This is a genomic window from Serinicoccus sp. JS2-9 (assembly GCF_059025165.1).
This window is the reverse complement of sequence record NZ_CM180091.1, coordinates 1,567,487-1,594,485: the sequence shown is the minus strand read 5'-3', so window position 1 is coordinate 1,594,485 and position 26,999 is coordinate 1,567,487. Positions and strand designations below refer to the sequence as shown.

General features: G+C 72.3%; 28 protein-coding genes. 12 read left to right on the top strand and 16 right to left on the bottom strand.

Translation table 11 applies throughout. The annotated features are described in order from the left end of the window. The first annotated feature begins 44 nt into the window (after nucleotides 1-44). Entirely contained in the window at nucleotides 45-398 is a 354-nt protein-coding gene (locus tag AC5PYY_RS07930) for a S24/S26 family peptidase (RefSeq protein ID WP_493899226.1), read from the top strand. Here the strand turns inward: AC5PYY_RS07930 and AC5PYY_RS07925 are convergent. From AC5PYY_RS07925 to AC5PYY_RS07910, 4 genes are read right to left on the bottom strand one after another with little or no spacing between them, the layout of a single operon-like run. Beyond that, the gene (locus tag AC5PYY_RS07925; protein WP_493899225.1) at nucleotides 373-963 is read right to left on the bottom strand and encodes an arsenate reductase/protein-tyrosine-phosphatase family protein; all 591 of its coding nucleotides are present in this window, start codon (nucleotides 961-963) and stop codon (nucleotides 373-375) included. The genes AC5PYY_RS07930 and AC5PYY_RS07925 overlap by 26 nt on opposite strands. Nucleotides 964-966: 3 nt before the next feature. Next, nucleotides 967-1,473: a tRNA (adenosine(37)-N6)-threonylcarbamoyltransferase complex ATPase subunit type 1 TsaE gene (tsaE, locus tag AC5PYY_RS07920; RefSeq protein ID WP_493899224.1), complete on the bottom strand. Its 507-nt coding sequence runs from the start codon at nucleotides 1,471-1,473 to the stop codon at nucleotides 967-969. After that, on the bottom strand, nucleotides 1,470-2,681 hold the full coding sequence (gene alr / locus AC5PYY_RS07915; RefSeq protein WP_493899223.1) for an alanine racemase: 1,212 nt from the start codon (nucleotides 2,679-2,681) through the stop codon (nucleotides 1,470-1,472). Before alr ends, tsaE begins: the two co-directional genes overlap by 4 nt. Next, a complete protein-coding gene (locus tag AC5PYY_RS07910; RefSeq protein WP_493899222.1) occupies nucleotides 2,681-3,805 on the bottom strand; it encodes a 3-isopropylmalate dehydrogenase in 1,125 nt (374 codons plus the stop codon). Before AC5PYY_RS07910 ends, alr begins: the two co-directional genes overlap by 1 nt. Nucleotides 3,806-3,900: 95 nt before the next feature. Here AC5PYY_RS07910 and leuC point away from each other — a divergent pair, with 95 nt between their 5' ends. The 3 genes from leuC (at nucleotide 3,901) to leuA (ending at nucleotide 7,853) form a co-directional block, all read left to right on the top strand. Continuing rightward, entirely contained in the window at nucleotides 3,901-5,337 is a 1,437-nt protein-coding gene (gene leuC, locus AC5PYY_RS07905; RefSeq protein WP_493899221.1) for a 3-isopropylmalate dehydratase large subunit, read from the top strand. Beyond that, nucleotides 5,337-5,936: a 3-isopropylmalate dehydratase small subunit gene (gene leuD, locus AC5PYY_RS07900; protein WP_493899220.1), complete on the top strand. Its 600-nt coding sequence runs from the start codon at nucleotides 5,337-5,339 to the stop codon at nucleotides 5,934-5,936. Before leuC ends, leuD begins: the two co-directional genes overlap by 1 nt. 168 nt (nucleotides 5,937-6,104) lie before the next feature. After that, on the top strand, nucleotides 6,105-7,853 hold the full coding sequence (gene leuA / locus AC5PYY_RS07895; RefSeq protein ID WP_493899219.1) for a 2-isopropylmalate synthase: 1,749 nt from the start codon (nucleotides 6,105-6,107) through the stop codon (nucleotides 7,851-7,853). Here leuA and AC5PYY_RS07890 read toward each other — a convergent pair. Further along, entirely contained in the window at nucleotides 7,834-8,223 is a 390-nt protein-coding gene (locus AC5PYY_RS07890) for a DJ-1/PfpI family protein (RefSeq protein ID WP_493899218.1), read from the bottom strand. The two genes, leuA and AC5PYY_RS07890, sit on opposite strands and share 20 nt — an antisense overlap. A 385-nt stretch (nucleotides 8,224-8,608) precedes the next feature. Here AC5PYY_RS07890 and AC5PYY_RS07885 point away from each other — a divergent pair, with 385 nt between their 5' ends. After that, nucleotides 8,609-9,904: an MFS transporter gene (locus AC5PYY_RS07885; RefSeq protein WP_493899217.1), complete on the top strand. Its 1,296-nt coding sequence runs from the start codon at nucleotides 8,609-8,611 to the stop codon at nucleotides 9,902-9,904. Nucleotides 9,905-9,993: 89 nt separating this feature from the next. Here the strand turns inward: AC5PYY_RS07885 and AC5PYY_RS07880 are convergent, their stop codons facing one another. From AC5PYY_RS07880 to glmS, 4 genes are read right to left on the bottom strand one after another with little or no spacing between them, the layout of a single operon-like run. Beyond that, nucleotides 9,994-10,452 (bottom strand): VOC family protein, encoded by a 459-nt coding sequence (locus AC5PYY_RS07880; protein ID WP_493899216.1) that lies wholly within the window; start codon nucleotides 10,450-10,452, stop codon nucleotides 9,994-9,996. A 10-nt stretch (nucleotides 10,453-10,462) separates the two neighbouring features. After that, nucleotides 10,463-11,980 carry a bifunctional ADP-dependent NAD(P)H-hydrate dehydratase/NAD(P)H-hydrate epimerase gene (locus AC5PYY_RS07875; protein ID WP_493899215.1) on the bottom strand — a complete coding sequence of 506 codons (1,518 nt, stop codon included), beginning with the start codon at nucleotides 11,978-11,980 and terminating at the stop codon, nucleotides 10,463-10,465. Between the two features lies 1 nt (nucleotide 11,981). Further along, nucleotides 11,982-12,365: a holo-ACP synthase gene (locus tag AC5PYY_RS07870; protein WP_493899214.1), complete on the bottom strand. Its 384-nt coding sequence runs from the start codon at nucleotides 12,363-12,365 to the stop codon at nucleotides 11,982-11,984. Nucleotides 12,366-12,398: 33 nt separating this feature from the next. After that, entirely contained in the window at nucleotides 12,399-14,258 is a 1,860-nt protein-coding gene (glmS, locus tag AC5PYY_RS07865; RefSeq protein ID WP_493899213.1) for a glutamine--fructose-6-phosphate transaminase (isomerizing), read from the bottom strand. A 96-nt stretch (nucleotides 14,259-14,354) separates the two neighbouring features. On the opposite strand from glmS, the gene coaA reads away from it, so the two are divergent. Next, nucleotides 14,355-15,311 (top strand): type I pantothenate kinase, encoded by a 957-nt coding sequence (gene coaA / locus AC5PYY_RS07860; protein WP_493899212.1) that lies wholly within the window; start codon nucleotides 14,355-14,357, stop codon nucleotides 15,309-15,311. Nucleotides 15,312-15,319: 8 nt separating this feature from the next. Further along, a complete protein-coding gene (locus AC5PYY_RS07855; RefSeq protein WP_493899211.1) occupies nucleotides 15,320-16,552 on the top strand; it encodes an MFS transporter in 1,233 nt (410 codons plus the stop codon). A gap of 123 nt (nucleotides 16,553-16,675) precedes the next feature. Here the strand turns inward: AC5PYY_RS07855 and AC5PYY_RS07850 are convergent, their stop codons facing one another. From AC5PYY_RS07850 to AC5PYY_RS07835, 4 genes are all read right to left on the bottom strand, one after another. Further along, on the bottom strand, nucleotides 16,676-17,485 hold the full coding sequence (locus AC5PYY_RS07850) for a DUF1206 domain-containing protein (RefSeq protein ID WP_493899210.1): 810 nt from the start codon (nucleotides 17,483-17,485) through the stop codon (nucleotides 16,676-16,678). A gap of 80 nt (nucleotides 17,486-17,565) precedes the next feature. Further along, nucleotides 17,566-18,489 (bottom strand): aggregation-promoting factor C-terminal-like domain-containing protein, encoded by a 924-nt coding sequence (locus tag AC5PYY_RS07845; RefSeq protein WP_493899209.1) that lies wholly within the window; start codon nucleotides 18,487-18,489, stop codon nucleotides 17,566-17,568. A 245-nt stretch (nucleotides 18,490-18,734) separates the two neighbouring features. Next, entirely contained in the window at nucleotides 18,735-20,078 is a 1,344-nt protein-coding gene (gene phoH2, locus AC5PYY_RS07840) for an RNA 5'-3' helicase PhoH2 (RefSeq protein WP_493899208.1), read from the bottom strand. A 103-nt stretch (nucleotides 20,079-20,181) separates the two neighbouring features. Continuing rightward, entirely contained in the window at nucleotides 20,182-20,946 is a 765-nt protein-coding gene (locus AC5PYY_RS07835) for an isoprenyl transferase (RefSeq protein WP_493899207.1), read from the bottom strand. 118 nt (nucleotides 20,947-21,064) lie between these two features. On the opposite strand from AC5PYY_RS07835, the gene trhA reads away from it, so the two are divergent. Beyond that, a complete protein-coding gene (gene trhA / locus AC5PYY_RS07830) occupies nucleotides 21,065-21,766 on the top strand; it encodes a PAQR family membrane homeostasis protein TrhA (RefSeq protein ID WP_493899206.1) in 702 nt (233 codons plus the stop codon). Between the two features lie 43 nt (nucleotides 21,767-21,809). Here trhA and AC5PYY_RS07825 read toward each other — a convergent pair whose 3' ends face one another. After that, entirely contained in the window at nucleotides 21,810-22,085 is a 276-nt protein-coding gene (locus AC5PYY_RS07825) for a hypothetical protein (RefSeq protein WP_493899205.1), read from the bottom strand. Next, nucleotides 22,082-23,155 carry a mycothiol conjugate amidase Mca gene (mca, locus tag AC5PYY_RS07820; protein ID WP_493899204.1) on the bottom strand — a complete coding sequence of 358 codons (1,074 nt, stop codon included), beginning with the start codon at nucleotides 23,153-23,155 and terminating at the stop codon, nucleotides 22,082-22,084. Before mca ends, AC5PYY_RS07825 begins: the two co-directional genes overlap by 4 nt. Nucleotides 23,156-23,290: 135 nt before the next feature. On the opposite strand from mca, the gene AC5PYY_RS07815 reads away from it, so the two are divergent. Further along, nucleotides 23,291-23,701, top strand: coding sequence for a DUF4307 domain-containing protein (locus tag AC5PYY_RS07815; protein WP_493899203.1), 411 nt, complete (start codon nucleotides 23,291-23,293; stop codon nucleotides 23,699-23,701). Between the two features lie 35 nt (nucleotides 23,702-23,736). Here the strand turns inward: AC5PYY_RS07815 and greA are convergent, their stop codons facing one another. Further along, nucleotides 23,737-24,228 (bottom strand): transcription elongation factor GreA, encoded by a 492-nt coding sequence (gene greA / locus AC5PYY_RS07810; protein ID WP_493899202.1) that lies wholly within the window; start codon nucleotides 24,226-24,228, stop codon nucleotides 23,737-23,739. Nucleotides 24,229-24,495: 267 nt separating this feature from the next. On the opposite strand from greA, the gene msrA reads away from it, so the two are divergent. The 3 genes from msrA (at nucleotide 24,496) to AC5PYY_RS07795 (ending at nucleotide 26,987) form a co-directional block, all read left to right on the top strand. Next, on the top strand, nucleotides 24,496-25,170 hold the full coding sequence (msrA, locus tag AC5PYY_RS07805) for a peptide-methionine (S)-S-oxide reductase MsrA (RefSeq protein ID WP_493899201.1): 675 nt from the start codon (nucleotides 24,496-24,498) through the stop codon (nucleotides 25,168-25,170). Nucleotides 25,171-25,254: 84 nt separating this feature from the next. Continuing rightward, complete coding sequence (locus AC5PYY_RS07800) at nucleotides 25,255-26,100, top strand: CDP-alcohol phosphatidyltransferase family protein (RefSeq protein ID WP_493899200.1); 846 nt, start codon at nucleotides 25,255-25,257, stop codon at nucleotides 26,098-26,100. After that, on the top strand, nucleotides 26,097-26,987 hold the full coding sequence (locus tag AC5PYY_RS07795) for a glycosyltransferase family 2 protein (protein WP_493899199.1): 891 nt from the start codon (nucleotides 26,097-26,099) through the stop codon (nucleotides 26,985-26,987). The genes AC5PYY_RS07800 and AC5PYY_RS07795 overlap by 4 nt, the downstream gene beginning before the upstream one ends. The last annotated feature ends 12 nt before the right edge of the window (nucleotides 26,988-26,999 follow it).

The following is a 26,999-nucleotide window of genomic DNA, read 5'->3' as shown; positions in this document are numbered from 1 at the left end:
CTTGTCCTCGGGCGTCCACCTTCCTTCGGCTAGAGTGATTCGGCGTGCCCCGATCCCGCTCCGTCCGGCTGGGCCTGGCGCGCGTGGTGGGGACGTCGATGGAGCCGACTCTCGTCGAGGCCGACCGCGTGCTGCTCGTGTATGGCGTGCGCGCCCGGCTCGGAGACGTCGTGGCGGTCAGGCTCCCGGACAGCCCTGACGGTCCACGGCCGGTCGCGATCAAACGCCTCACCCGGCGCGAGCCCGACGGCCGCCTGTGGGTGGAGTCCGACGCGACAGGGGTCGGGACCGATTCGTGGCGGGTCGGCGCCCTGCCCCCCGAGGCTCTGCTCGCCGTCGCGCCGCTGCGCCTGCCCCGTCACGGCCGGGGGCTCACGTGGCTGCACCGGCGCCGCTGAGCCCCCGGCGCAGCTGCGGCAGCGCCTGCTCGACCTGGGTCCGCAGCCGCACGTAGACCCCGTCGTCGCGACGATAGGGGTCGACCACGTCGAGCTCGTCGGCATCGAGCCCGACCAGAGCCGCGCGCTCCCGCCGCGCGCGCTCAGCCAGCGCGGCGAGCGCCTGGCGTGGGTCGTCCCACCCCGGCAGGTCGGTGTCCGGGATCTGGGCGACGAGGACGGCCAGCTCACGGACGGTGAAGGTCCGGCGCGTCGCGCTCGGGACCATCCGGACCACGGCGGCCCGGTGCTCGCGCGTCGCGGTCAGCACCAGGTCGGCCTCGGTCACCATGGAGGCGGTGAGTCGGCGCGCCACGAACCCGTCCGGATCACCGCCGAGCTCGTGCAGGAGCGCGGCAGAGCGCTCGTCCATCTCCGCATCGACCAGCGCGGCCGTCCCGGCCGAGCGCACCTGCACCGCACCGAGCCCGTGGGCGTCGTCGAGGGTGCGCTGCAGCAGGCGCTCCAGCAGCGGTGAGCGGCAGATGTTGCCGGTGCACACGGTCAGCACGACGGGGGCGCTCATGGCTCACCAGCCTAGGGACGACAGGCGCTCCTGCCATCCGGGACCGACTGCCGTCAGCTGCGCCCGACGCGTCTGGTCCTCCTCGGCCCCGCCATCCTGGCCGGCACCGCCCGGCCGCACCAGCACGATCTCCAGGCGGTCGCTCGCCAACGCCTCGGCCAACCCCTCCCCCCACTCCACGATGGTGACCGACTCCTCGACGTCGGCGTCGAGGTCGAGGTCGTCCAGCTCGGCCCCACCGCCGAGGCGGTAGGCGTCGACGTGCACGAGGGGCGGCCCGCCGACCAGGGTGGGGTGCACCCTGGCGATGACGAAGGTGGGTGAGGTGATCGGGCCCCGCACCCCCAGGCCCTCCCCGAGGCCCTGCGTGAGGGTCGTCTTGCCGGCGCCCAGGTCACCGGTGAGGACGACGAGGTCGCCGGCGCGCAGGATCCGCCCCAGGGATCGCCCGAACTCCTGGGTGTCCTGGGCCGTCGGGAGGGTCCGCCGGACGGTGCCGTCGCCGCTCACGCTGTCGTCCCGGCGCTGCCCGTGTGCACCCTGGGCACCCGCGGCCCGAAGCGGGTGACGATCTCGTAGCTGATCGTCCCGACGGCCTCGGCCCAGTCCTGTGCCGTCGGCTCGCCGTCGTCGCCGGCGCCGAAGAGCACCACCTCCTCGCCCGCGGCGACGTCGAGGTCGCCGACGTCGACGACGACCTGGTCCATGCAGACCCGGCCGGCCAGGGTGAACCGGTGCCCCCGCACCTGCACCGGGCCGACTCCGGACGCGTGCCGGGGTATGCCGTCGGCATACCCGAGGGGGACATCGATCACCGTGGTCTCGCGCCGGGGCGCGTAGGTGTGGCCGTAGGACACGCCCTGACCGGCCCGGATGCGCTTGGCGACCACCGCCGACGCGGTGACCCGCATGGCTGGGCGGAGGCCGAAGTCGGCGGCCGAGCCGAGGTCGGGCGCCGGTGAGAGTCCGTAGACGGCCAGCCCGGGACGGACCATGTCCCAGGCCGCCTCCGGGGTGGTGAGGGTGGCGGCGGAGTTGCTGAGGTGGCGCACCTCGGGCCGGAGCCCGGCGCGCTCGGCGACCGAGACCGCCGCGGCGAAGGTCTCCTGCTGGGCGCGTACCGTCGGGTGCGACGGCGCGTCGGCGTAGGCGAAGTGGCTGAAGAGGCCCCGGACCTGCAGCAGCCCCTCGGACTCGAGCGCAGCCGCCCGCCGCACGAGCTCCTCCCACCCGGTGCGCCCGCCGTCCTCGAGGGGCAGCGCGTAGGCGCCGTTGCGCGCCAGGCCGGTGTCCGCCTTGAGCTGGACCGTCGCCGGACGCCCGAGTCCACGGGCCGCCTGCGCGACGGCCTCCAGCGCCCAGGGCGCGGACGCCGCGATCTCGACGTCGGCCTCGACCACGGGACGCAGGTCGAGACCGGGCGCCGCGAGCCAGCACAGGACCGGCGCCGTGATCCCCGCCGCGCGCAACGCCAGCGCCTCGGTCGGCTGGGCGACTCCCAGCTCCGCCGCGCCTCCCGCGAGCGCGGCCCGGGCGGACGGGACCAGACCGTGGCCGTAGGCATCGGCCTTGACCACGGCCATGAGCGCGGCCCCGCCGGAGCGCGCGCGGAGCACGTCGACGTTGTGCGCGATCGCGTCCAGGTCGACGGTGGCGCGGGCGGGCCAGAGGTCGCTCACGCGGCCCTCGGGACGCGTCACGGCCTCAGCACCGGTCATCACCGCGCCATCACGGTGGCGAGCTGGCTCATGAGGCTGCCCCCCACCGGCTCGGAGGTGCCGTCCGCGACCGCAGTCGCGATCTGCTCGCCGAGCTCGGCGGTGCTGGCGCCCATCGCCTCCCCCGCGAGTGCCGGCAACCCCGAGAGGACGGCGGCCGTCGCGCCCTCGACCGCCGCCGCGGCCTCGCCCTCGCCGACGTGACCGAGCAGCAGGGCCAGGGACAGGCAGGCGCCGGCCGGGTTGGCCCAGCCGCGCCCGGCGATGTCGGGTGCCGAGCCGTGGATCGGCTCGAACATGGACGTCCCGGTGCCTTCGATGTTGAGGTTGCCGCTGGCGGCGACGCCCAGCCCACCCTGTACGACGGCTCCGAGGTCGGTGACGATGTCGCCGAAGAGGTTGTCGGTGACCACGACGTCGAAGCGCTCCGGGCTGACCGGCAGGTGCATGCACATGGCGTCGACATGGACGTAGTCGGTCTCGACGTCCGGGTAGCGCGCACCCACCTCCTCCATCACCTGCAGCCACAGCGCGCCCGCCTCCACCAGGACGTTCGTCTTGTGGCAGAGGGTGAGCCTCCCGCGGCGGACCTGCGCGAGCCGGTAGGCGAAGTCCACGGCGCGCTCCACGGCATACCAGGTGTTGACCGACTCCTGGACGGCGGTCCAGGCGGGCGTGCCCCGGTGCACCGCGCTGCCCTGGGCGACGTAGGCGCCCTCGGTGTTCTCGCGGACGATGACCATGTCGCACCGCTGCGGCGTCAGCCCGGAGATGGGGGTGGGGACGCCGGGGTAGAGCCGGACCGGACGGAGGTTGACCGCCTGCCGCATCGCCCCGCGGAGCGCGAGGATGATGCCGCGCTCCAGGATCCCGGGACGGACCGTCGGGGAGCCGATGGCACCGAAGAGGATCGCGTCGTGACGCCGCAGCTCGGCGACGGTCTCCTCGGGGAGCAGCTCGCCGGTCGCGAGGTAGTGGTCGGCGCCGAGCGGCACCTCCGCGCGCTCGGTGGTGAAGCCGAAGCGCTGCTGCGCGGCGTCGAGGACCTGCAGCGCCGCGGTGGTCACCTCGGGGCCGACGCCGTCACCCGGGAGGACGGCGAGGGAGTGAGTTCGGGTGGGCACAGGCAGGACCTCCGTGACGTAACGTCAACGTGCGGGCATTACAGTTGAGCGCATTCTCTCCCAACCCGCCGTCACCGAAAGGATGGGGTCGACTCGTGTCCGGATCAGCACCGCGCACCCTGGCCGAGAAGCTCTGGGCGCAGCACGTCGTGCGCTCGGTCGAGGGTGAGCCAGACCTCCTCTACATCGACCTGCACCTCATCCACGAGGTGACCAGCCCCCAGGCCTTCGACGGACTGCGGGAGCAGGGGCGCCCGGTCCGTCGGCCGGACCTCACGCTCGCGACCGAGGACCACAACGTCCCCACGACGCTCGGGCCGGTGACCGATCTCACCTCCCGGACCCAGTTGGAGGCGCTGAAGACGAACTGCGAGGAGTTCGGGATCGTCCACCATGAGCGCGGGCGACGGGGGCAGGGCATCGTGCACGTCATCGGCCCGGAGCTGGGCCTGACCCAGCCCGGCATGACGATCGTCTGCGGCGACAGCCACACGAGCACGCACGGCGCCTTCGGCGCGCTGGCCTTCGGGATCGGGACGAGCGAGGTCGAGCACGTGCTGGCGACGCAGACGTTGCCGCTGCGCCCGTTCAAGACCATGGCGATCACGGTCGAGGGCAGGCTGCCCGACGGCGTCGCGGCCAAGGACATCATCCTGGCGGTCATCAACCGGATCGGCACGGGCGGTGGGCAGGGCTACGTGCTGGAGTACCGCGGGTCGGCGATCGAGGCGCTCTCGATGGAGGGCCGGATGACGATCTGCAACATGTCGATCGAGGCCGGGGCCCGCGCTGGCATGGTCGCGCCCGACGAGACGACCTTCGCCTACGTCCAGGGCCGACCGCACGCGCCGACCGGCGCCGACTGGGACGCCGCCGTGGCGGCCTGGCGCGAGCTGCGCACCGACGATGACGCCGTCTTCGACGCCGAGATCGTCATCGACGCCGACCAGCTCACGCCGTACGTCACCTGGGGCACCAACCCGGGTCAGTCGGTGCAGCTCGGTCAGGAGGTCCCCGACCCGGAGGCGGCGGGCGACGACGACGCCCAGGACGCCGCCCGCCGGGCGCTGGACTACATGGGCCTCGCCGCGGGGACGCCGATGCGGGAGGTCTCCGTCGACGCCGTCTTCCTCGGCTCCTGCACCAACGGCCGGATGGACGACCTGCGGGTCGCGGCGGAGATCCTGCGCGGCCGGACGGTGGCCGACGGGGTGCGGATGCTCGTCGTGCCCGGCTCCCACCTGGTGCGGCTCCAGGCCGAGGAAGAGGGGCTGGACCAGGTCTTCCTCGACGCCGGGGCCGAGTGGCGGCTGGCCGGCTGCTCGATGTGCCTGGGGATGAACCCTGACCAGCTCGCGCCGGAGGAGCGCTGCGCCTCCACGTCCAACCGCAACTTCGAGGGACGGCAAGGGGCCCGCGGGCGCACCCACCTCGTGTCCCCGGCGGTGGCGGCGGCCACCGCGGTCCGGGGCACCCTCTCCAGCCCGGCCGACCTGGAGCCGGCGACCGCGACGCAGGAGGTGCTGGTCTGATGCAACCCTTCACCACGCATACCGGGATCGGCGTGCCGCTGCGCCGCTCCAACGTCGACACCGACCAGATCATCCCGGCCCACTGGCTCAAGCAGGTCTCGCGCACCGGCTTCGAGAAGGGGCTCTTCTCGCGCTGGCGAGAGGACCCGTCCTTCGTGCTCAACACGGAGCCGTATGCCCAGGGCTCGGTGCTCGTCGCCGGACCCGACTACGGCACCGGGTCCAGCCGGGAACATGCCGTGTGGGCGCTGCAGCAGTATGGCTTCCGCGCGGTGCTGTCGAGCAAGTTCGCCGACATCTTCCGCGGCAACTCCGGCAAGCAGGGGCTGCTCACGGCGCAGCTGGACCAGGGCGACATCGAGCTCATCTGGAAGCAGCTGGAGGCCGAGCCCGGCACCGAGATCACCGTCGACCTCCCCGGGCGCAGCGTGGTCTGCGGGGACGTGGTGGCCACCTTCGAGATCGACGACTACGTCGCGTGGCGGCTGGAGAACGGCCTCGACGACATCTCGCTCACCCTCCAGCACGACGGGGACATCGACGCCTTCGAGGCCGGGCGCCCCTCGTGGAAGCCCACCGTCACCGCCGCCACGCCCTGACCGAGAGGTTGACGGGGCGTCAGGATGATCGGCTAGAGTCGAGCACCATGACACGCCTGCTCCTCCTCGGCTGCCGCAGCGAGACCTCCTAGGTCCGGCCCTCGCTGCGGAGTCGCTGCTGCCCCGGACACCAGCCCAGCACCCCAGCCCAGCGAGGAAGACCGCCCCATGAGCATCACCATCCCCCAGCCGACCAGCGCGGCGCGCTACGCCAACCCCCAGCAGCCGAGCGGTATGCCGATCAGCCGCTACCCCGCATACCCTGCGGTCGACCTCCCCGACCGTACCTGGCCGGGCCGCACCATCACCGAGGCGCCGCGCTGGTGCGCGGTCGACCTGCGTGACGGCAACCAGGCGCTCATCGACCCCATGACGCCCGACCGCAAGCGGCGGATGTTCGAGCTGCTGGTGCGGATGGGCTACAAGGAGATCGAGGTCGGCTTCCCCGCCGCGAGCCAGACCGACTTCGACTTCGTGCGGATGCTCATCGAGGACGACCTCATCCCGGACGACGTCGTCATCCAGGTGCTCACCCAGGCCCGCGAGCACCTCATCGAGCGGACCTACGAGGCCATCGCCGGCGCGAAGCAGGCGATCGTGCACCTCTACAACTCGACCTCGACGCTGCAGCGGCGCGTGGTCTTCGACGCCACCGAGGACGAGATCGTCGACATCGCGGTCCGCGGCGCGCTCGCGTGCAAGAAGTACGAGGAGCAGCTGCCTCCCGGGACGTCTGTGAGCTACGAGTACTCCCCCGAGTCCTACACCGGCACCGAGCTGGAGTTCGCCGCCCGCGTCTGCAACGCGGTCATGGAGGTCTTCGTCCCCACTGCCGACTCGCCGGTCATCATCAACCTCCCGGCGACCGTGGAGATGGCGACCCCCAACGTGTATGCCGACTCCATCGAGTGGATGAGCCGGAACCTGCACCACCGCGAGCACGTCATCCTGTCGCTGCACCCGCACAACGACCGGGGCACGGGGGTCGCCGCGGCCGAGCTGGGTTATCTCGCCGGAGCGGACCGGATCGAGGGGTGCCTCTTCGGCAACGGCGAGCGCACCGGCAACGTCTGCCTGGTGACCCTGGGGATGAACCTCTTCAGCCAGGGCGTCGACCCGATGATCGACTTCTCCGACATCGACGAGATCCGGCGCACCGTGGAGCACTGCAACCAGCTCAAGGTGCCCGAGCGCCACCCGTACGGCGGCGACCTCGTCTTCACCGCCTTCTCCGGCAGCCACCAGGACGCCATCAAGAAGGGCCTGGAGGCGATGGAGCGCGACGCTTCCGCAGCGGAGACGACTGTCGACGACTTCAGGTGGGAGGTGCCCTACCTGCCGGTCGACCCCAAGGACATCGGCCGCACCTACGAGGCGGTCATCCGGGTCAACAGCCAGTCCGGCAAGGGCGGCGTCGCCTACGTCATGAAGACCGAGCACAAGCTGGACCTGCCGCGGCGGCTGCAGATCGAGTTCAGCGGCGCGGTGCAGAAGCACACCGACACCGAGGGTGGCGAGATGACGCCGACGCAGATCTGGGACGCCTTCCAGCACGAGTACCTCGAGCAGCAGGGCCCCGTCGTCCTGCACGACTTCACCAGCAGCCACGTGGAGGGCGACGCCGCCGACGTGCGGCTCGAGGCGACCGTCACCGTGGCCGGGCAGGACCACACCATCACCGGGAGCGGCAACGGCCCCATCTCGGCCTTCTGCGACGCCCTGACCCAGATCGGGATCGACGTGCGCGTGCTCGACTACGCCGAGCACGCGCTGTCGGCCGGCGAGGACGCGCTCGCGGCGGCATACCTCGAGTGCGCCGTCGAGGGCGAGGTGCGCTGGGGTGTCGGCATCGACGCCTCCACGGTGCGCGCCTCGCTGCACGCCGTGTGCAGCGCGCTCAACCGGCCCCAGCACTAGGGACACCCGCCCCGACCGTCGAATTCGACCACGGGTTGTCCCGCCATGGCACGACACCCCATGGTCGAATGTGGCTCCGGTGACGGATGCGTGACCTCAGGCGGTCCGCCCCGTTGGCCGCGTCGATGCCGTGGTCGCGGCGGATGAGGTGCAGGCACAGGTCGACGCCTGCCCCCAGTCCAGCGGAGGTGAGCACGTCCCCCTCGTCGACGAAGAGCACCCCCGGATCGAGATCGACCTGGGGGAAGAGCTCGGCGAAGACGTCGGCATGCTCCCAGTGCGTCGTGGCCCGGAGCCCGTCCAGGATGCCGAGCGAGGCCAGCACGAAGGCACCGGTGCAGATCGAGACGATCCGCGTGCCCGGACGCACCCGATCCCAGGCGGAGCGCAACGCGGCGTCGACCCGCCCCGCCCTGGCCTCGGCATCCTCGTCCCCGGCACCACGACGGTCTCGGCCCAGGCCAGCGTCTGCGGACCGTGCGGCAGCACCACGGCATACCCCTTGGGCGTGTCGACCTGGCCGGGCTCGAGGCCGCAGAGCCGGACGTCGTAGAGCGGGGCGCCCGAGGCGTCGCGGGCGGCGCCGAGCACCTGCGGCACGATCGCCATGTCATAGCCGATGAGGGGTGGGAGGCACAGCACCGCCACCTGGTGGGCGCGCGGCGAGGCGCCAGGCTTCCTCATGGCCGAGAGTTCACACATATCGGCATACCAGCCACTCGCGTGGGAACCCCGTCGTGCCGCACCATGCTGGTATGACGCATCCCGCCTCCCCCGTGACCCGGACCCCGGGCCCCCTCGCACCGCGGGTGCACCGCGCCTGGTGGGTCGCGCTCGCCGGCTTCGTCGCGATCGTCGGTGCTGCCGGCTTCCGCTCCGTCCCGGGCGTGCTCATCGACCCGCTGCACACGGAGTTCGGCTGGTCGCACGGCACGATCGGGATGGCGGTCTCGATCAACCTCGTGCTCTTCGGGCTCTTCTCCCCCTTCGCCGCGGCGCTCATGGACCGCTTCGGGATCCGGCCGGTGCTGACCGTGGCGCTGCTGCTGCTCGCGACCGGCAGCGGGCTCACCGTCTTCATGACCGAGCCGTGGCAGCTCTGGCTGCTCTGGGGCGTGGTCGTCGGCCTGGGTGCGGGCTCGATCTCGATGGCCTTCGTCGCGACCCTGGTGTCCCGCTGGTTCGTCGCCCGCCGCGGCCTCGTGAGCGGCATCCTCACCGCCGCCGGCGCCACCGGGCAGCTGGTCTTCCTGCCGGCCGTGGCCTGGCTGGCGACCAGCTACGGATGGCGCGTGCCCGCGCTGGTCGTCGCCGGCGCGGCCCTGCTGGTGCTGCCGCTCGTCGCGCTCGTGGTCCGTGACCATCCGCACGCCGTCGGGCTGGAGGCCTACGGCGCGACCGCCGAGCACCCGACCCCCGCCCCGCCAGCGCGACACGGCAACGCCGCCCTGGCCGCCGTCACCGCGCTGCGTGATGCCGCCAGGACCCGTACCTTCTGGCTCCTCGCGGGAGGCTTCGCGATCTGCGGCGCGTCCACCAACGGCCTCGTCGGCACCCACTTCGTGCCCGCTGCGCACGACCACGGCATGCCGCTGACCGCTGCCGCGAGCCTGCTGGCCGTCATCGGGCTGGTCGACATCGCCGGCACGGTGGCCAGCGGGTGGCTCACCGACCGGGTCGACCCCCGGCTGCTGCTCGGGGTCTACTACACCCTGCGGGGCATCTCGCTGATGTTCCTGCCCATGCTGCTCGGCCCGGACGTGCAGCCGAGCATGTGGGCCTTCATCATCTTCTACGGCCTGGACTGGGTCGCCACCGTGCCCCCGACGGTGACGCTGTGCCAGGAACACTTCGGCGACCGCGCTCCGATGGTCTTCGGCTGGGTCTTCGCGAGCCACCAGCTCGGGGCGGCCGTCGCGGCGACCGGCGCCGGGATGGTGCGCGACGCCCAGGGCACCTACACCCTGGCCTGGCTCTTCGCCGGAGGGCTCTGCCTCGGCGCGGCGGTCCTGTCGGTGATGATCCAGCGCACCCGGGTCGACCAGAGCTGACCGAGGAATTCGACCATGGGTTTTGGCGCCATGGCGCGACAACCCATGGTCGAATTCGTCGGAGGGGGGCGGGGTGAGCCGGGTGGACCTCAGCCGCGACCGTCGCCGAGCAGCGTCCGACCGTCGTCGGTGACCTCCCAGAAGGGGTTGTAGGCGATCTCCCAGACGTGCCCGTCGACGTCGGTGAACACGCCGGAGTAGCCGCCCCAGAAGCGCGTGCAGGCCGGCCGCAGGATGGTCGCGCCGGCCGCCTCGGCGTCCTTGATCTGCTCGTCGACCTCGGCGGCGCTGGCCACGTTGATCCCCACGACCTTGCCGCCCCAGGCGTCGCCACTGCCCGGGGTCTCGTCGGTGTCGCCGTCGATGTCGATGCCCGAGTCGACGGCGAGCGCCGCGCGGTCCCAGAGCGCGACGACCATGCCGCCGGTCTGGAAGAAGACGATGTGCTCGGGCGAGGGCCCGGGCGTCCAGCCGAGGGCCTGGTAGAACTCCCGCGCGCGGTCCAGATCGCTGACCCCCAGCGTGACCAGGGAAACTCGCTGCTCCATGCGGCCCAACCTACACACCGAGCAGGGCGGCCACGGTGGCCGGGAGGGCTTGCGCCACGGCGAGCGCCCGCACCGGGCCGCCCGGGTTCGCCCGGTGCGCGGCCAACCCGTGGACGAGGGCGCCGAGGGCCCCGGTGTCCCGCGGCGACACCCCCGAGGCGAGCAGCGCGCCGCACAGGCCCGCGAGCACGTCGCCGGACCCCGCCGTCGCCAGCCAGCACGGCGCGTCCGCCTGGGTCCGCACCGGCACCGCCGGATCCGGGTCGACGACCAGCGTCGTCGCCCCCTTGAGCAGCACGACGGCGCCAGTCGCCGCGGCGGCCCTCCGGGCATAGCCGACGCGGTCGGCCTCGACCTGCGCCCGGGTGACCTCGCCGCCCTCCAGCCCGTTCAGCAACCGCGCGAGCTCCCCGGCGTGCGGGGTGAGGAGCGTGGGCGACTCGCAGCGCCGGTGGCCGCTGCGCTGCCAGCTGGCGAGCAGCTCCAGCGCCCCCGCGTCCACCACCGACGGCAGGTCGCTGGCCAGCGCCTGCCGGAACCACTGCGCCTGCCTCCGGTCGGCCGTCTCGTGACCCTTCACCGGGACCCCCGGGCCGATGAGCATCGCCTGGATGCGGCCCTGGCCGATGACCACCTCCGGGCACGCCTGCAGCACGAGGTCCTGCGGCCGCTGCGGCCCGACGTAGCGGATCATCCCGACCCCCGCGCCCAGCGCCGCCGTGGCGCACAGCACCGCCGCACCGGGATACTCCTCGCTGCCGGCGCTCATCCCGAGCACACCGCGGCGGTACTTGTCGTCGGTCGGGCCCGGCACCGGCCACAGCCCCACCACGTCGGTGGGCTCCAGTCGCTCCACGACCGGGACGACCTCGCCCAGGTCGAGACCGATGTCGACGGTCGTGAGCCGCCCCACCGCGGGCTCGGTCTCCGGCAGCAGGTGCACCGGCTTGAGCACCCCGAAGGTCACCGTCTCGTCCGCGAAGACCGCGTGCTCCAGCGGGGCGAGACCGTCCGGGTCGGCGCCGCTGGGCAGGTCCACCGCGAGGAGGTATGCCGTGTCCGGCACCGCCTCGACCACGCCCCGCATCGCGCCCCGCAGGCCGGGCCGGCCACCGATCCCGAGCAGCCCGTCGACGACGAGCTCGGCCCCGGCGAGGACCGCACCGGCCTGATCGGGCAGGGGGTCGGCGTCAGGAGCGACGTCGTGGATCGTGATGCCGGCGGCCTCGGCGGCCGCGCGCCCCTTCGCATGCAGCTCCGGGGCCACCCCGACCACCTCGACCACGAGGTCGGCCTCGGCCCCGTCGCCGCCGAGCAGCGCCGCGGCGTGGAGGACGTCGCCCCCGTTGTGGCCGGGGCCGGCCAGCACGACCACCCGGCTGACGCCGAGCTCGGCCGCCCGCTCACCCACCACCTCGGCGAGCCCGCCGGCGGCTCGCTGCATGAGCTCACCGTCCGCCAGACCCGCGCGCTCGACCAGCCGGTCCTCGGCCGCGCGGACGTCCGCGACGGCATACCCCTGCAGCATGTCAGTCTCCTTCGATCGTGGACGGGACGGCGGGCTCACCCTCGGCGATCACGACCGCGGAGGCGACCCCGGCGTCGTGCGAGAGCGAGAGGTGGAAGCGGTCGACCCCGAGCGCCTCGGCGCGGGCGGCGACGGTGCCGGAGACGACCAGGTGCGGGCGACCGTCGGTCGCACGCACCACCGTGGCGTCGGTCCACCGCAGCCCGACCGGTGCGCCGAGCGCCTTGGCCAGAGCCTCCTTGGCGGCGAAGCGGGCCGCCATCGACTCCGGCCGCAGCCCCAGCTCGTCCTCGGTGAACAGGCGTCTCCCGAGACGTTCGTTGGCCTCCAGCCGCGCGGTGAAGCGCGCGATGTCGACCACGTCGATCCCGACCCCGACGATCATGCGGCTGTGCCCGTCACCGTGGTGCGTCCCGGCCTACTCGACGGTGACCGACTTGGCGAGGTTGCGCGGCTGGTCGACGTCCAGGCCCTTGGCGGTCGACAGGTGCAGCGCGAAGACCTGCAGCGGCACGACCGTGAGCAGCGGGGCGAGCAGCGGCGAGGTGCGGGGCACCCGGATCACCTCGTCGGCGAAGGGGGTGACGTCCTCGTCGCCCTCCTCCGCGATGACCAGGGTGCGGGCACCGCGCGCGCGGATCTCCTGGATGTTGGAGACCACCTTGCCGTGCAGCCCGTGCTCGCTGTCCGGTGAGGGCACCACGATGAAGACCGGCTGCCCCGGCTCGATGAGCGCGATCGGCCCGTGCTTGAGCTCACCGGCGGCGAAGCCCTCGGCGTGGATGTAGGCCAGCTCCTTGAGCTTGAGCGCGCCCTCCATCGCGACCGGGAAGCCGACGTGCCGCCCGAGGAAGAGCACCGAGCGGGAGTCGGCCATGAAGTAGGCGATCTCCTGCACCCGCCCCATGCCGTCGAGCACCTGCTGGATCTGGTCCGGTATGCCGTGCAGCTCGGCCATGATCTCGGCGGCGCTGCGGCCGTAGGACTCGCCGCGCAGCGAGGTGAGGTAGAGACCGAGGATGTAGGACGCGGTGATCTGGGCCAGGAAGGCCTTGGTCGAGGCGACGGCGATCTCGGGGCCGGCGTGGGTGTAGAGCACGGCGTCGGACTCCCGCGGGATGGTCGAGCCGTGGGTGTTGCAGATGGAGACCGTCTTGGCGCCCAACTCCGTGGCGTGGCGCACCGCCATGAGGGTGTCCATCGTCTCGCCGGACTGGGAGATCGACACCACGAGGGTGCGCTCGTCGATGACCGGGTCGCGGTAGCGGAACTCGTGGGCGAGCTCGACCTCGACGGGGATGCGGGTCCACCGCTCGATGGCGTACTTCGCGACCATTCCGGCGTAGGCGGCCGTGCCGCAGGCGACGATGACGATCTTGGTGACGGCCTTGAGCTCCTCGACCGGGATGTGCAGCTCGTCGAGCACAAGGTTGCCCTCGGCGTCGGTGCGGCCGAGGAGGGTGTCGGCGACGGCGTGCGGCTGCTCGTGGATCTCCTTCTCCATGAAGGTGTCGTAGCCGCTCTTCTCCGCGGCGGCGGCGTCCCAGGTCACCTCGTAGGCCTTGCCGTCGCTGGGCGAGCCGTCGAAGTTGATGACCGCATAGCTGTCGGGGGTGATCGTGACGATCTGGTCCTGCCCCAGCTCGAGGGCCTGTCGGGTGTGGCCGATGAAGGCCGCGACGTCGGAGCCGAGATAGTTCTCCCCCTCGCCCAGCCCGACGACCAACGGGCTGTTGCGGCGGGCCCCGACGACCACGTGCGGCTGGTCGGCGTGCACGGCCAGCAGGGTGAAGGCGCCGTGGAGGGTGCCGACGACCTCGCGCATGGCGTCGGTGAGGTCGCCGCTGTCGGCGAAGGCCTGCTCGACCAGGTGGGCCACGACCTCGGTGTCGGTCTCCGAGGTGAAGTCCACGCCCTGGTCCACCAGGCTGCTCTTCAGCGCGTGGAAGTTCTCGATGATCCCGTTGTGCACCAGGGCCAGCTTGCCGTCCCGCCCGCCGCGGTGCGGGTGCGCGTTGGCGTCGGTGGGACCGCCGTGGGTCGCCCATCGCGTGTGGCCGATGGCCGTCGTCGTCTCGGGGAGCGGCGCGTCGGTCAGCGCCTGCTCGAGGTTGGTCAGCTTGCCCGCGCGCTTGCGGGTTTCGACGCCGCCGTCCTCGACGACGGCGATGCCCGCCGAGTCGTAGCCGCGGTACTCCAACCGGCCCAGGCCCTCCATCACGACACCCAGGGCCTTGTCGCTGGTCACGGGGCCGACGTACCCGACGATTCCACACATGCGCCCCAGGGTACGGGGCGCGGCGCCCCCGGCCCGAACCCGCCGCACCGACGGTGTCGTGCCGGGTCTGGCCAGCAGTCTTGGCACAATGCCTGCATGGGATCCCACGGCAGCGCTGCCATCCCCTCGCCCTACGTGGAGCTGGATCGCGGCGACTGGGCGCGGTTGCGCGAGGAGCACCCGATGCGCCTGGACGCCGACGACGTCGAACGGCTGCGCGGTCTGGGTGAGCGCCTCGACCTCGCGGAGGTCGAGCAGGTCTATCTGCCGATCAGCCGGCTGCTGTCGTTCTACGAGCGGGCCATCGCGCGCCTGCACCACGTCACCAGCGACTTCCTCGACGAGGGCCACGAGCGCGCGCCCTTCATCATCGGGGTCGCCGGGTCGGTGGCCGTGGGCAAGTCGACGACGGCGCGCATCCTGCGCGAGCTCATCTCCCGGTGGGAGTCCGAGCCGCAGGTCGATCTCGTCACCACCGACGGCTTCCTCTTCCCCAACCATGTCCTCGACAAGCGCAACCTCATGGCGCGCAAGGGCTTCCCGGAGTCCTACGACCGGCGGGCGCTGCTGCGCTTCGTCAGCGAGGTCAAGGCGGGCAAGGCCGAGGTCACGGCGCCGGTCTACAGCCACCTGGTCTACGACATCGTCGAGGGCGAGAAGATCGTCGTGCGGCGCCCGGACGTGCTCATCGTCGAGGGGCTCAACGTGCTCCAGCCGCCACGCTCGCACGAGAACGGCGGCGCCGGGCTGGCGGTGAGCGACTTCTTCGACTTCTCCGTCTACGTCGACGCCCACGTCGGCGACATCAAGCGATGGTATGTCGATCGCTTCCTCGAGCTGCGCCGCACCGCCTTCGCCGACCCCGAGTCGCACTTCCACCGGTATGCCTCGCTCACCGACGACGCGGCGGTCGACATCGCGGGCAACATCTGGGACACGATCAACGCGCCCAATCTCGTGGACAACATCCTGCCCACCCGCAGCCGGGCCACCCTGGTGCTGCTCAAGGGGGCCGACCACAGCGTCGACCGGGTGCGACTGCGCCGCCTCTGAGCAGCCAAATGCCGCTCCCCCGGGCCTTCTGGCCCTACTGGACCGCCACGTCCCTCGCCTCCCTGGCGCTGGCGATGACCACGCTCGGCCTCGACGTCCTCGTCATCTCCTCGCTCGGGGCCAGCGAGGTGGAGGTCGGGGTCGTCCGGGCCGCCCAGTTCGTGCCGTACCTCGTCGTCGGGCTGCTCGTCGGCGCTCTCGTGGACCGGTGGCGCCGGCGCCCCCTGCTCGTGGTCACCCACCTCGGGCGCGGGATGGTGCTGCTGCTCCTGGCCGGGCTCTGGTGGCTGGACCTGCTGACGGTATGGCGTGTGGTCGCCCTCGTCCTCGTCGCCGGGACGTTCGCGGTCTTCGCGGCGGCGGCCGAGCAGTCGATCCTCCCCGACTTGGTCCCCCGGTCCTCCTTGGTGGACGCCAACGCCCGGCTGGGTCAGTCGACGACCGTGGCGCAGACGGGTGGCCCGCCGCTGGCGGGAGCTCTCGTCGCCGCCGCCGGAGTCTCCTCGGCCTTCGTGCTGGGCGGGGTCGCGCGCATCGTCGCGGCGGTGCTCGTGAGCCGGCTGCCGGTGGAGGAGACCGCTCCCGAGCCGCAGCCGCGGCGCGCGATCGGCGGAGAGATCGTCACGGGCCTGCGCTTCATCTACGGGCACCGGACCCTGGCGCCACTCGCGGTCTCCACCCACGTCTGGTTCCTCGCCAACAGCCTCGCCCTGACCGTCCTCGGACTCTTCGTGCTGCGTGACCTCGAGGTCACCGCGACGGGCTATGGCCTGGTCCTCGCGGCGGCAGGTGTGGGTGGCCTCGCGGGCGCCTTCCTGGCTCCGGCTGCGGGCCGGCGCCGTGGCGAAGGGAACGTGATGATCGTGGCCCGAGGCCTGTGCGCCGTCGCCTGGGCCGCCGTGGCCCTCACCCCCGACCTGGGCCGTGTCGGTACGATCGCCTTTCTCTGCCTCACCCAGGTGTTGTACGGCTTCGCCGTCGGGGTCGAGGACCCCAACGAGATGGGCTACTGGCAGGCCTGCACCCCGCGCGCGCTGCTCGGCCGGGTCAATGCCTCCCGCCGCTCGGCCAACCGGTCCGTCGCGGTGGTCGGGGCGCTGCTGGGCGGGGTGCTCGCCTCGACGCTCGAGCTGCGGGTGGCCCTGCTCGTCGTCGCCCTCGTCTTCCTCGTCGCGACGCTCGTCGCAGCCTGCTCCCCCGTCAGGGGTGCCCGCGTGTCCGACGGCCCCGACCCCGCATGAGCAGCGGAAGGTGCCTCGCTCCAGGGCTGTGAACCCCGAGTCAGGCACCTTCGGCTGCTCATGTTGTCGACGAAGACTCGGACCGAGCCGGTCCCGACGGTGGGCACGTCGACGGAGAGCGGGTCAGTCCATCCGGGCGTAGCGGGCGCGAGCGAAGCTGTAGACGCCGTAGAGCGCCAGCCCGACCGCGACGACGAGCAGCAGCACCGTGCCGAAGGGCTGACTGGCGAGCGTCTTGAGCGCGCCGTCCAGGCCCTGGGCCTCGTCCGGGTCGGCCTGCCACGCGGCGAGACCGAAGAGCCCGCCGACGACGAGGAGCGCGACTCCCTTGGCGGCATACCCCACCATTCCGGAGACGACGACGCCGGTGCCGAGCGAGCCGCCGCCGGTGGCCTCGAGATCCTCGAGGAATTTCTTGGTCACGCCCTTGTAGACGTGGTAGCCACCGACACCGATGACGCCGAGGGCCACGAGGCCCACCAGGATGCGTCCACCCGGCATCTCCATCAGCCGGGCGGTGATGTCCTGGCTGGATTCCTGCCCGCCCGAACTGCCGCCGCCCATGGCGAAGCGGGTGGCGATGACCGCGAGCGCGGCATACAGCAGGCCCTTGCCGATCGCCTTGACGCGGTCCGAGGCCTCACCGCCCCCGACGATCCCCTCGAGCAGCTGGAAGAGTGCCAGCGCGGCGAAGCCGAGCACGCAGAACCACAGGAGGAAGGGGCCCCCAGGAGCCTCCCGCACCACCGCGATCGCCCCGCTGGTGTCGGCCTCACCGCCACCACCGAGCGCGATCCGCCCGGCGATCCAGCCGAGGACCAGGTGGATCAGTCCACTGGCGGCGAACCCGATGCGCGCGAGGGTCTCCAACCAGGGGTGGTCGGCGACCTGACGTGCTCGACGAGAGCTCTCGGCCTTGATGTCGTTGCGCACGAGAGGGAGCATGACAAACCCCCGGCTGCGGCGCGACCGGGGGCGATGCCAGGGACGTCAGGGACGCCTGCGGGTTCGGCTCAGTACCAGTTCACGGCCTGGGAGTGCGCCCAGGCGGCGCACGGCGAGCCGTAGCGGCCGGAGATGTAGCCCAGACCCCAGGAGATCTGAGTGGCCGGGTTGGTCTGCCAGTCGGCCCCCGCGCTGGCCATCTTGTTGCCGGGCAGGGACTGCGGGATGCCGTAGGCGCCGGAGCTGGGGTTCATCGCGGTGTGGTTCCAGCCGGACTCCTTCTGCCACAGGGAGTCGAGGCAGCTCCACTGGTCCATGCCCCAGCCGTAGCTGCCGAGCATGGACTGGGCGATGGAGCGGGAGTCGCCGGAGGCGACCGGGGCGACCGGGGCGGCCGGCTGCGGCTGCGACTCCGGCTCCGGCTGCGGCTCGGGCTCCGGCTGCGACTGGGCCTGCGCGGCGCTCGAGGAACGCTCGCTCGAACGCGACGCCGACTCCTCTGCGGCCGCGCGCTCGGCAGCCTCGGCCTCCGCACGCTCGGCCGCGGCCTTCTCCGCAGCCTCGCGCTCGGCCTTCTCCGCCGCTTCCTGCCGCTCCTGCGCCTTCTCCTGCTGGATCGACTCCGACTGCGCGCGCAGGGTGGACAGGCTCTCGTCGAGGATGCCGGTGGAGACACCGAGGGCTGCGGTGGTCTGCTCCTCGCGCACCTCGCGCATCTGGGCGAGCACACCGGTCGAGTCGGTGGCAGCGCTCGTGCTGAGGCTGGCCACCGCGTCGGCGGCCACGGTCGGGGAGAGCTGGCCCACCGAGGCGCGCAGCGCGTCGGTGGACGCCACGTCGGCCTCACCGGGGCCGGCCGTCGCGGCGTAGGCAGCCAGGGCCAGCGAGCCCGCCGCGATCGAGGCGGTCACGGCGGTCGCAGCGGGCGACAGGCGCCGACCGCGCGCGTGGCGGGCCTGCGGGGCGTCGTCGGTCATCGGGGCATGGGTCATGGCAGGTCTTCCTCACTTGGCTGGCGTCGCCGCACGGGGGACACCGAGGGACACGGCTTCCGGCGATCGTTCAGGGACCGGCCGGACATGGCGGCGTTACCATTTCGTGATCTTGCTCAACTACCGTGCCTGCCCAGCCCCCGTTGCGTCAAACTCCTGAGCCCAGACGTGGCGAAGGTCACACGACGCGGGGGCGAGGCGTCGCCGCCTCGCCCCGTCGTCGCGCTAGAGTGCCGCCTCTGCTGTCACAGGAGACTCTCGGACCCCTCGAGCATCTCCGTCACCAGCGCCGCGATCGGGCTGCGCTCCGATCGAGTCAGGGTGACGTGCGCGAAAAGCGGGTGCCCCTTGAGCGCCTCGATCACGGCCGCGACACCGTCGTGCCGCCCGACCCTGAGGTTGTCGCGCTGGGCGACGTCGTGGGTGAGGACCACCCGCGAGCTCTGCCCGATCCGCGAGAGCACGGTGAGGAGCACGTTGCGCTCGAGGCTCTGCGCCTCGTCGACGATGACGAAGGCGTCGTGCAGCGAGCGTCCACGGATGTGGGTGAGCGGCAGCACCTCGATCATGTCGCGGTCGAGGATCTCCTCGACCACCTCCTTGGACACCACGGCGCCGAGGGTGTCGAAGACGGCCTGTGCCCAGGGCCCCATCTTGTCGTTCTCGCTGCCGGGCAGATAGCCGAGCTCCTGGCCGCCGACGGCATACAACGGGCGGAAGACGATGACCTTGCGGTGCTGGCGCCGCTCCATGACCGCCTCGAGCCCGGCGCAGAGCGCCAACGCGCTCTTGCCCGTGCCGGCGCGCCCACCGAGGCTGATGATGCCCACGTCCGGGTCGAGCAGCAGGTCCAGCGCGATCCGCTGCTCCGCGGAGCGGCCGTGCAGCCCGAATGCGTCCCGATCACCGCGCACCAGACGGATCGACCGGTCGGGCGCCACCCGCCCGAGCGCGCTCCCCGAGGGCCCGAGGACTGTGAGCCCCGTGTGGATCCGCAGCTCGTCGGCGGCCGGGTGCTCCAGCCGCCCGCTCTCGTAGAGCGCCTGCATCTGCGCGTCGTCGACCTCGATCTCCGCCATCCCGGTCCACCCGCTGTCCACGGCCAGCTCGGCGCGGTACTCCTCCGCGTCCAGGCCGACGGCGGAGGCCTTGACCCGCATCGGCAGGTCCTTGCTCACGATCGTGACGTCGCTGCCCTCACGGGAGAGGTTCTTGGCCACCGCGAGGATGCGCGTGTCGTTGTCACCCAGGCGGAAGCCGGCGGGTAGCGAGGTCGCGTCGGTGTGGTTGAGCTCGACGCGCAGGCTGCCCCCCGCATCGCCGACCGGCACGGGCTCGCTGAGCGTGCCGTGGGTGACCCGCAGGTCGTCCAGCATCCGCAGCGCCTGCCGGGCGAAGTAGCCCAGCTCGGGGTGGTGTCGTTTGCCCTCCAGCTCACTGATGACCACGACCGGCAGCACGACCTCGTGCTCGGCGAAGCGCAGCAGCGCCCGCGGGTCGGACAGGAGCACCGACGTGTCCACGACGTAGGTCTTGCGACCTGTCTCGGGCAGACCGTCGAAGGGGGCGAGGGACGGGCTCAGGCTCATGCAGACTCTCCCAACCAAGAGCGGCGGGACGAGGGTGCCCCGCGTCTGACACCGACGGTATGCCTTCCGCCCGCCGGTCCTGCGCGCACCCCCGGCGTGTCGCTCAGGTCCCGAAACGGCGCTCGCGTTCGGCATACACGCGCAGCGCCCGGAGGAAGTCCACCTTGCGGAAGTCGGGCCAGTAGGCCTCGCAGAAGTAGAACTCGCTGTGGGCGCTCTGCCACAGCAGGAAGCCACCGAGGCGCTGCTCCCCGGAGGTGCGGATGACCAGGTCCGGGTCGGGCAGGCCGCGCGTGTAGAGGTGGGCCGCGATGTCCTCGACGGTGACCGAGTCCGCCAGGTCCTCCAGCCGGTCGCCGCGCTCGGTGGCCTCGCGCAGCATCGACCGCACGGCGTCGGCGATCTCGCGACGACCGCCGTAGCCGATGGCGACGTTGACGACCAGGCCGGGGACGTCCTCGGTGCTGGCCGCGGCAGCGGTGAGCCGGGGGGCGGTGTCGCCGGGGAGGAGGTCGAGCGCCCCCACGACCCGCATCCGCCACCGCCGCAGCCCGGCCAGGTCCTCGACGACCTCCTCGATGATCGACAGCAGAGGCTCGAGCTCGGGCGCAGGGCGGTTGAGGTTGTCCGTCGACAGCAACCACAGGGTCACCACCTCGACCCCCGCCTCCTCGCACCACCCCAGGAAGGGGGCGATGTTGTCGGCGCCGGCGCGATGCCCCTCGGCCGAGCCCGCCCCCCGCTGCCGGGCCCAGCGCCGGTTGCCGTCGAGCATGACGCCGATGTGCCGCGGCAGCCGCTCGCTGGGCAGGTGCCGCCGCAGCGATGAGGTGTAGGCCCGGTAGACCAGGTCCCGCGGCGTCTGCATGGCCACAACCTACCCGGCGCTCCTGGCCCCACCCTGCGAGCCCGGCGGCAGCACCGCCACCGGAGTCAGGTAAACCTACGCTGTCGTAACCTACGGTTGCGTAGGTTATCCTGGGGGCATGCCTTCATCTCCCGTGTCGTCCGATGAGAGCAGCCAGCTCACCTCGCTCGTGGAGCAGGTCAAGCCGCACCTGCGCGGTTGGCTCCACCTCGCGATGGTCCCGGTCTCCATCGCCGCCGCCGCCGTCCTCGTCGCCCTGGCCCAGGGCTCCTCGGCGCGGACCGCGGCCTTCGTCTTCGGGCTCACCGCGGTGCTGCTCTTCGGCACCTCCGCGCTCTACCACCGTGGCCGCTGGAGCCCCGGGGTCGCCAGGGTGCTCAAGCGCTGGGACCACGCCAACATCTTCCTCATCATCGCGGGCACCTACACCCCCTTCGCGGTGCTGCTCCTGCCGGAGTCGCAGGGCCGGGTGCTGCTCTGGGTGGTGTGGAGCGGGGCGCTCGCGGGTGTGCTCTTCCGCGTCTTCTGGGTCGGCGCGCCGCGCTGGCTCTACACCGTCGTCTACGTCGCCCTGGGATGGGTCGCGGTGTTCTACCTCGTGCCCCTGTGGCAGCACGGCGGGCCCCTCATCGTGGCGCTCATCATCACCGGCGGGCTGCTCTACACCCTCGGCGCCGTCGTCTACGGCACCCGGCGCCCCAACCCCTCGCCGCGCTGGTTCGGCTTCCACGAGATCTTCCACGCCTGCACGATCGCCGCCTTCGCGGCGCACTGGGCTGCGGCCTACCTCAGCGTCACGGCGGGGCCGGTCGTCGCCTGACGGGCGAGCCGGAAGTCAACCACTCGCGACGCCCGGTGGGGGTCTAGCCGATCGGGTCTTCGTCCTGGTCGGGTCGGGTGTCCGACTCGTTCCGGGCGCCTCGCTCGGCCCGGCTCTCCTGATCGGGGCGAGCGTCCCTGCGGGGCGAGGCGGCATCCTGACGAGAGCACTCCTGCTCCCGGCGACGGTCCTCGGCGGCGCGCATGCGGCGCAGGCGCCGCGTCAGGTCACGGCCCAGGAACCACACGGCCAGGGCCAGCCCGAAGAGGACGAGGAAGCCGCCCAGTCCCGCCGTGATCTCGACCCCGGTGCTGTTCACGTGTCGTGCCCCTCGCCGCGACGCACGTCATCACGCCCGTCGCCGTCCGCATCGCCATCACCGCCCGACCCGGCGTCGCCCGCCGACGCCGCGCCGTCCTGCTCCACCGGGGGGAGCGGCGGGTCGCCGCGGTGCGCCAGCACGAGCTCGCCGGCCGCGTCCCGCTCGTGGACCCCTCGGCAGAGCTGGTCCAGCTGGTCGGCGTCCAGCGACCGCAGCCCGGCGAAGAGGTCGTCCTCCGGCACCGACGCGGGCACCAGCGAGCGCGCCAGCTCGTACTCCTCGGTCGGCCAGACCTCCTGCTGGATCTCCAGGGGCACGCGGAACCACGGCCCCTCCGGGTCGACCTGCGTCGCGTGCGCCCGCAACGCGTCGTCGCGGACGGAGAAGTGATCGCCGCAGGGTATGCGCGTGGTGATGACCCGACGCGGCCGCTGGCCGAGGTGCTTGCGCCAGTCGGCGAAGGGCGGCTCGTGACCGGCCGCCACCATGGCCTCGTCGAGCCGGATCATCCGCTCGGGCGCCCAGGCGGAGTAGTAGACCTTGAGCGGTTGCCAGGGGGCACCCGCGTGCGGGTATGCCGTGGGGTCGCCGGCCGCCTCGAAGGCGGCCATGGTCACGGTGTGGGTCATGATGTGGTCGGGGTGCGGGTAGCCGCCGTTCTCGTCGTACGTCGTGAGGACGTGCGGACGGAACTCCCGGATGACCCGCACCAGCGCCTCGGTCGTGACCTCCACCGGCTCCAGGGCGAAGCAGCCCTCCGGCAGCGGCGGCAGCGGGTCGCCCTCGGGCAGACCGGAGTCCACGAAGCCCAGCCAGGTGTGGCTCACGCCGAGGATCTGCGCCGCGCGGTCCATCTCGTCCCGGCGCACCTGCGCGATGTCGCGCTGGATGTGGGGATCGGCCTTGAGCTTCTCGTTGAGGATGTCTCCCCGCTCACCGCCCGTGCAGGAGACGACCCGGACGTCCACGCCCTCGGCCACGTAGTGCGCCGTCGTCGCGGCACCCTTGCTGGACTCGTCGTCCGGGTGCGCATGCACCGCCATGAGTCGCAACCCGCTGGCTGTCATCCGACTTCGCATCCTTCCTCGTCCCGGCGCCCGGCGCGGACCGGCGCTCACGCGCGCCGGGGCATACCGGACAATGGTGGTGGTGCCCGACCGGGCACCCATCCATTCTCTCACCCGACCGGAGGGCCACCGCACGTGACCGACTGGGACGCGCTCGAGGAAGCGGCCGAGACCGCCCCGTCTCGGGGCAGCCGTCGCTGGTGGCTGATCGGCACCGCCGCCGTGGTCGTCATGAGTGCGCTGGCGATCTGGTGGGGCGCGGCCGCGACGCTGGGCCGGGTCCACTGGGTGGACACCGGGCACGAGGTGCTGTCGGACACCCAGGTGGACGTCCGCTTCGACCTGCGCCGCGACCCCGATCGCGCCGTGGTGTGCCGCCTGGAGGCGCAGGCCGACAGCCACCTCATCGTCGGCCGGACCGAGGTCGAGGTCCCCGCCGGGGGGACCTCACCGAGCCGACACGTCGAGTCGGTGCGCACGGCGTCGCCGGCGATCACCGGCTACGTCGACGAGTGCTGGTATGCCGACGAGTCACCGCGCGGGTGAGACGGGTGGGCTCGGTCTGAGCTCGGCCCTCTCGCTCAGGCCTGGTAGGGCGTCGCCTCGACGACCTTGACCTCGACGGTGCTCCCGTTGGGGGCCTCGTAGCTCACGGTGTCGCCCGTCTTGGCGCCCAGCAGGGCCGCGCCCAACGGCGACTGCTCGCTGTAGACGTCCAGGTCGCTGTCGTCGGCGATGATCTCCCGCGAGCCCAGCAGGAAGGTCTCGGTGTCACCGAACATCTCGACGGTGACGACGGTTCCCGGCTCCACCACACCGGACTGGGTCGGGGCGGAACCGACCACGGCGTTCTCGAGCAGGTGCTCGAGCTGGCGGATGCGGGCCTCCATCTTGCCCTGCTCCTCCTTGGCCGCGTGGTAGCCGCCGTTCTCCTTGAGGTCGCCCTCGTCACGGGCGGCCTCGATGCGCTTGCTGATCTCGGAGCGACCCTCGCCCTTGAGCTGGGTCAACTCGGACTGGAGGCGGTCGTAGGCCTCCTGGGTCAGGTAGCTGGCTGCTGCGGTCTCGGTCACGTCGTTACTCCTTGGGGTGCGTCGCGGGGTCAGGGCGTCGGGCCGCCGACCTGCGATCGTGCGTCGGGCCGGGCGTCGCTGAAGGGATGCCCCTGCCCCAAACACACGGTCCGGGCACGAGGCCCGGACCGTGGATCGACCACGTAGTCTAGCCGCGGAGCGCCCCAGAGTCGATTTCAAGCGCGCGGGCGAGCAGCGCGAGGACCCCTGAGCGCAGCCGCCCCCGGGCAGGGTCTCCTCCGCCACCGGGCGTGGGAGAATGGGGTGATGTTCACGCACGGCACCCTCCCCGGACGCCCGACCCCGCTGCCCGACATCCCTGAGCGGCATACCGTGCTCGGCACGTCGATGCACGAGCCGTGGCCCGAGGGCACCGAGGTGATGACGGTGGCCATGGGCTGCTTCTGGGGTGCCGAGCGCATCTTCTGGCAGCTGCCCGGCGTCGTGACCACCGCGGCTGGCTACCAGGGCGGCAGCACGCCCAACCCGACCTACCGCGAGGTCTGCAGTGGGCGCACGGGCCATACCGAGGCCGTCCTCGTCGTATACGACCGTCGCCGGACGGATCCCGAGACGCTGCTGCGCGCCTTCTGGGAGAACCACGACCCGACCACCGCGAACCGCCAGGGCAACGACATCGGGACGCAGTACCGCTCGGCGATCTACTGGACCACCGAGGAGCAGAAGCGGGCCGCGCTGGCGACCCGGGACGCGTTCGCGGAGGTCCTCGCGGCCGCGGGCCACGGGCCGATCGTCACCGAGTTGCGCCCTGCCTCCGAGGCGGGTCCGTTCTACTACGCCGAGGACTACCACCAGCAGTACCTCCACAAGAACCCTGGCGGCTACTGCAACCACGGCCCCAACGGCTACACCTGCCCCGTGGGCCTGCTGGCGCAGGACGAGGTCCCGGCGCAGACGTCCGTCGCTCCGCCCGAGGGCTGAGCCTCGTCGGACGAGGGTCACCGTCCGTTCACCCTTTAGAATCCTTCCCGTCAGAGATGTCGACGCGGAGTAGACGGGAGGGCGATGGACGAGGCACCTGCGGCCGGCTCACGACCGGCGCGGCCGACGCTGGAGCAGGTTCGGGCCGTCGCCCAGCCGCCCGAGGTGCTCGCCCGGGGTAACGCCGAGCACTGGACCGGTGACCTCTATCTGCGCCGCCTCTCCCCCCACCTCACCCGGCTGCTGATCCCGACGCCGGTCACCGCCAACGGGGTGACCGTCCTCATGATGGTCGCCGGCTGGGCGGCGGCGGGCGCCCTCCTCATCCCAGGGCTCTGGGGTGCCCTGCTCGGGGCGCTGCTGGCCCAGCTGCAGATGCTGCTGGACTGCTCCGACGGGGAGGTCGCCCGGTGGAAGGGCCTGTCCGGTCCCGTCGGCGTCTTCCTCGACAAGATCGGGCACTACACCGTCGAGGGGGCCATCGCGCTCGCGCTGGGGTGGCGCGCCTCCGGCGTGATCGGTGGGCAGGAGACGAATCCCGCGCAGTGGTGGCGGTATGCCTTCGCCGGGGCGTTCCTCGCCGCGATGCTGCTGCTCAACAAGGCGCTCAACGAGATGGTGCACGCCTCCCGGGCCGCGGCCGGTCTCGGGACGCTCCCGGACACCGCTGCCGCGCGCGCCGTCCCGGCACGCACCGCATTGGGGGCGCTGCGGCGCGTGGCGCGACTGCTGCCCTTCCACCGGATGTTCCACTCCATCGAGATGACCCTCGTGACGCTCGCCGTCGCCGTGGTCGGGGCGCTCCTCGGCGAGGACCTCGCGGCCGCCCGGCTGCAGGTGGTCGTCATGGCGGTCGTCATCGTGCCGGTCACGCTCGGTCATGCCCTGGCCATCCTGGCCTCTGCGCGCCTGCGGGAGCAGGCGCGGTGAGCGCGACCGTCCCGCGCTTCGGCGTGGTGGTCCTCACGCAGGGCAGACGCCCCGCCGAGCTGCAGCGCGGGCTGACCTCGTTGCTGGCTCAACGCGACGTCGAGCTCGACATCGTCGTCGTCGGCAATGCCTGGAAGCCGGTCGACATCCCGCTCGAGATCAAGACCCTGGCGCTGCCGACCAACGTCGGCATCCCCGCCGGGCGCAACGCCGGAGTGCCGCACGTGGAGGGCGAGTTCCTCTTCTTCCTCGACGACGACGCCTGGCTCCTCGACGACGACGTCCTGGCCCGGACCGGCGCCTATCTGCGCGAGCACCCCGAGGTGGGGATGGTGCAGCCGCTCATCGAGGACCCCGACGCCGAGGTGCCTGCGCCCGGCCGCTGGACCCCGCGGCTCGGCACGCGCCACCGGCTCGCCGAGGCGGACGTCTTCAGCGTCGTCGAGATGACCGTGGCGATGCGGCGCGAGGCCTTCGACGCGACCGGCGGCTGGCCGGGCATCTTCTTCTACGCCCACGAGGGGATCGAGCTGGCCTGGCGCGTCTGGGCAGCCGGCTTCCAGGTGCGCTACGTGCCGTCGCTGCGCACGGGACACCCCGTGGTGGACCCGCGCCGCCACTCCGACTACTACTTCAAGAACGCCCGCAACCGGGTCTGGCTCGCCCGGCGCAACCTGCCCTGGCCGCTCAGCTGGGCCTACGTCGGCAGCTGGACCGGTGTGCAGCTGGTGCGCTGGACCGGCCAGCGCGAGGGCTTGGACTCCTGGTGGTCCGGGTGGCGCCACGGCTGGCGCGCCGACCCCTGGGAGCCCGGTGAGCTCCGGGGCCGGCTGCGCTGGCGCGACGTGGCGCGCATGGCGCGCCACGGGCGGCTGCCGATCATCTGACCTGACCGCGGT

Coding starts and splice junctions, on each gene's coding strand:
- AC5PYY_RS07845 (WP_493899209.1), bottom strand. CDS start 18,489: ATGACCCATGCCCCGATGACCGACGACGCCCCGCAGGCCCGCCACGCG.
- phoH2 (WP_493899208.1), bottom strand. CDS start 20,078: ATGAGCCTGAGCCCGTCCCTCGCCCCCTTCGACGGTCTGCCCGAGACA.
- leuA (WP_493899219.1), top strand. CDS start 6,105: ATGAGCATCACCATCCCCCAGCCGACCAGCGCGGCGCGCTACGCCAAC.
- coaA (WP_493899212.1), top strand. CDS start 14,355: ATGGGATCCCACGGCAGCGCTGCCATCCCCTCGCCCTACGTGGAGCTG.
- AC5PYY_RS07835 (WP_493899207.1), bottom strand. CDS start 20,946: ATGCAGACGCCGCGGGACCTGGTCTACCGGGCCTACACCTCATCGCTG.
- glmS (WP_493899213.1), bottom strand. CDS start 14,258: ATGTGTGGAATCGTCGGGTACGTCGGCCCCGTGACCAGCGACAAGGCC.
- AC5PYY_RS07800 (WP_493899200.1), top strand. CDS start 25,255: ATGGACGAGGCACCTGCGGCCGGCTCACGACCGGCGCGGCCGACGCTG.
- msrA (WP_493899201.1), top strand. CDS start 24,496: ATGTTCACGCACGGCACCCTCCCCGGACGCCCGACCCCGCTGCCCGAC.
- AC5PYY_RS07870 (WP_493899214.1), bottom strand. CDS start 12,365: ATGATCGTCGGGGTCGGGATCGACGTGGTCGACATCGCGCGCTTCACC.
- trhA (WP_493899206.1), top strand. CDS start 21,065: ATGCCTTCATCTCCCGTGTCGTCCGATGAGAGCAGCCAGCTCACCTCG.
- AC5PYY_RS07855 (WP_493899211.1), top strand. CDS start 15,320: ATGCCGCTCCCCCGGGCCTTCTGGCCCTACTGGACCGCCACGTCCCTC.
- AC5PYY_RS07925 (WP_493899225.1), bottom strand. CDS start 963: ATGAGCGCCCCCGTCGTGCTGACCGTGTGCACCGGCAACATCTGCCGC.
- leuD (WP_493899220.1), top strand. CDS start 5,337: ATGCAACCCTTCACCACGCATACCGGGATCGGCGTGCCGCTGCGCCGC.
- AC5PYY_RS07880 (WP_493899216.1), bottom strand. CDS start 10,452: ATGGAGCAGCGAGTTTCCCTGGTCACGCTGGGGGTCAGCGATCTGGAC.
- AC5PYY_RS07875 (WP_493899215.1), bottom strand. CDS start 11,980: ATGCTGCAGGGGTATGCCGTCGCGGACGTCCGCGCGGCCGAGGACCGG.
- mca (WP_493899204.1), bottom strand. CDS start 23,155: ATGACAGCCAGCGGGTTGCGACTCATGGCGGTGCATGCGCACCCGGAC.
- alr (WP_493899223.1), bottom strand. CDS start 2,681: ATGACCGGTGCTGAGGCCGTGACGCGTCCCGAGGGCCGCGTGAGCGAC.
- AC5PYY_RS07885 (WP_493899217.1), top strand. CDS start 8,609: ATGACGCATCCCGCCTCCCCCGTGACCCGGACCCCGGGCCCCCTCGCA.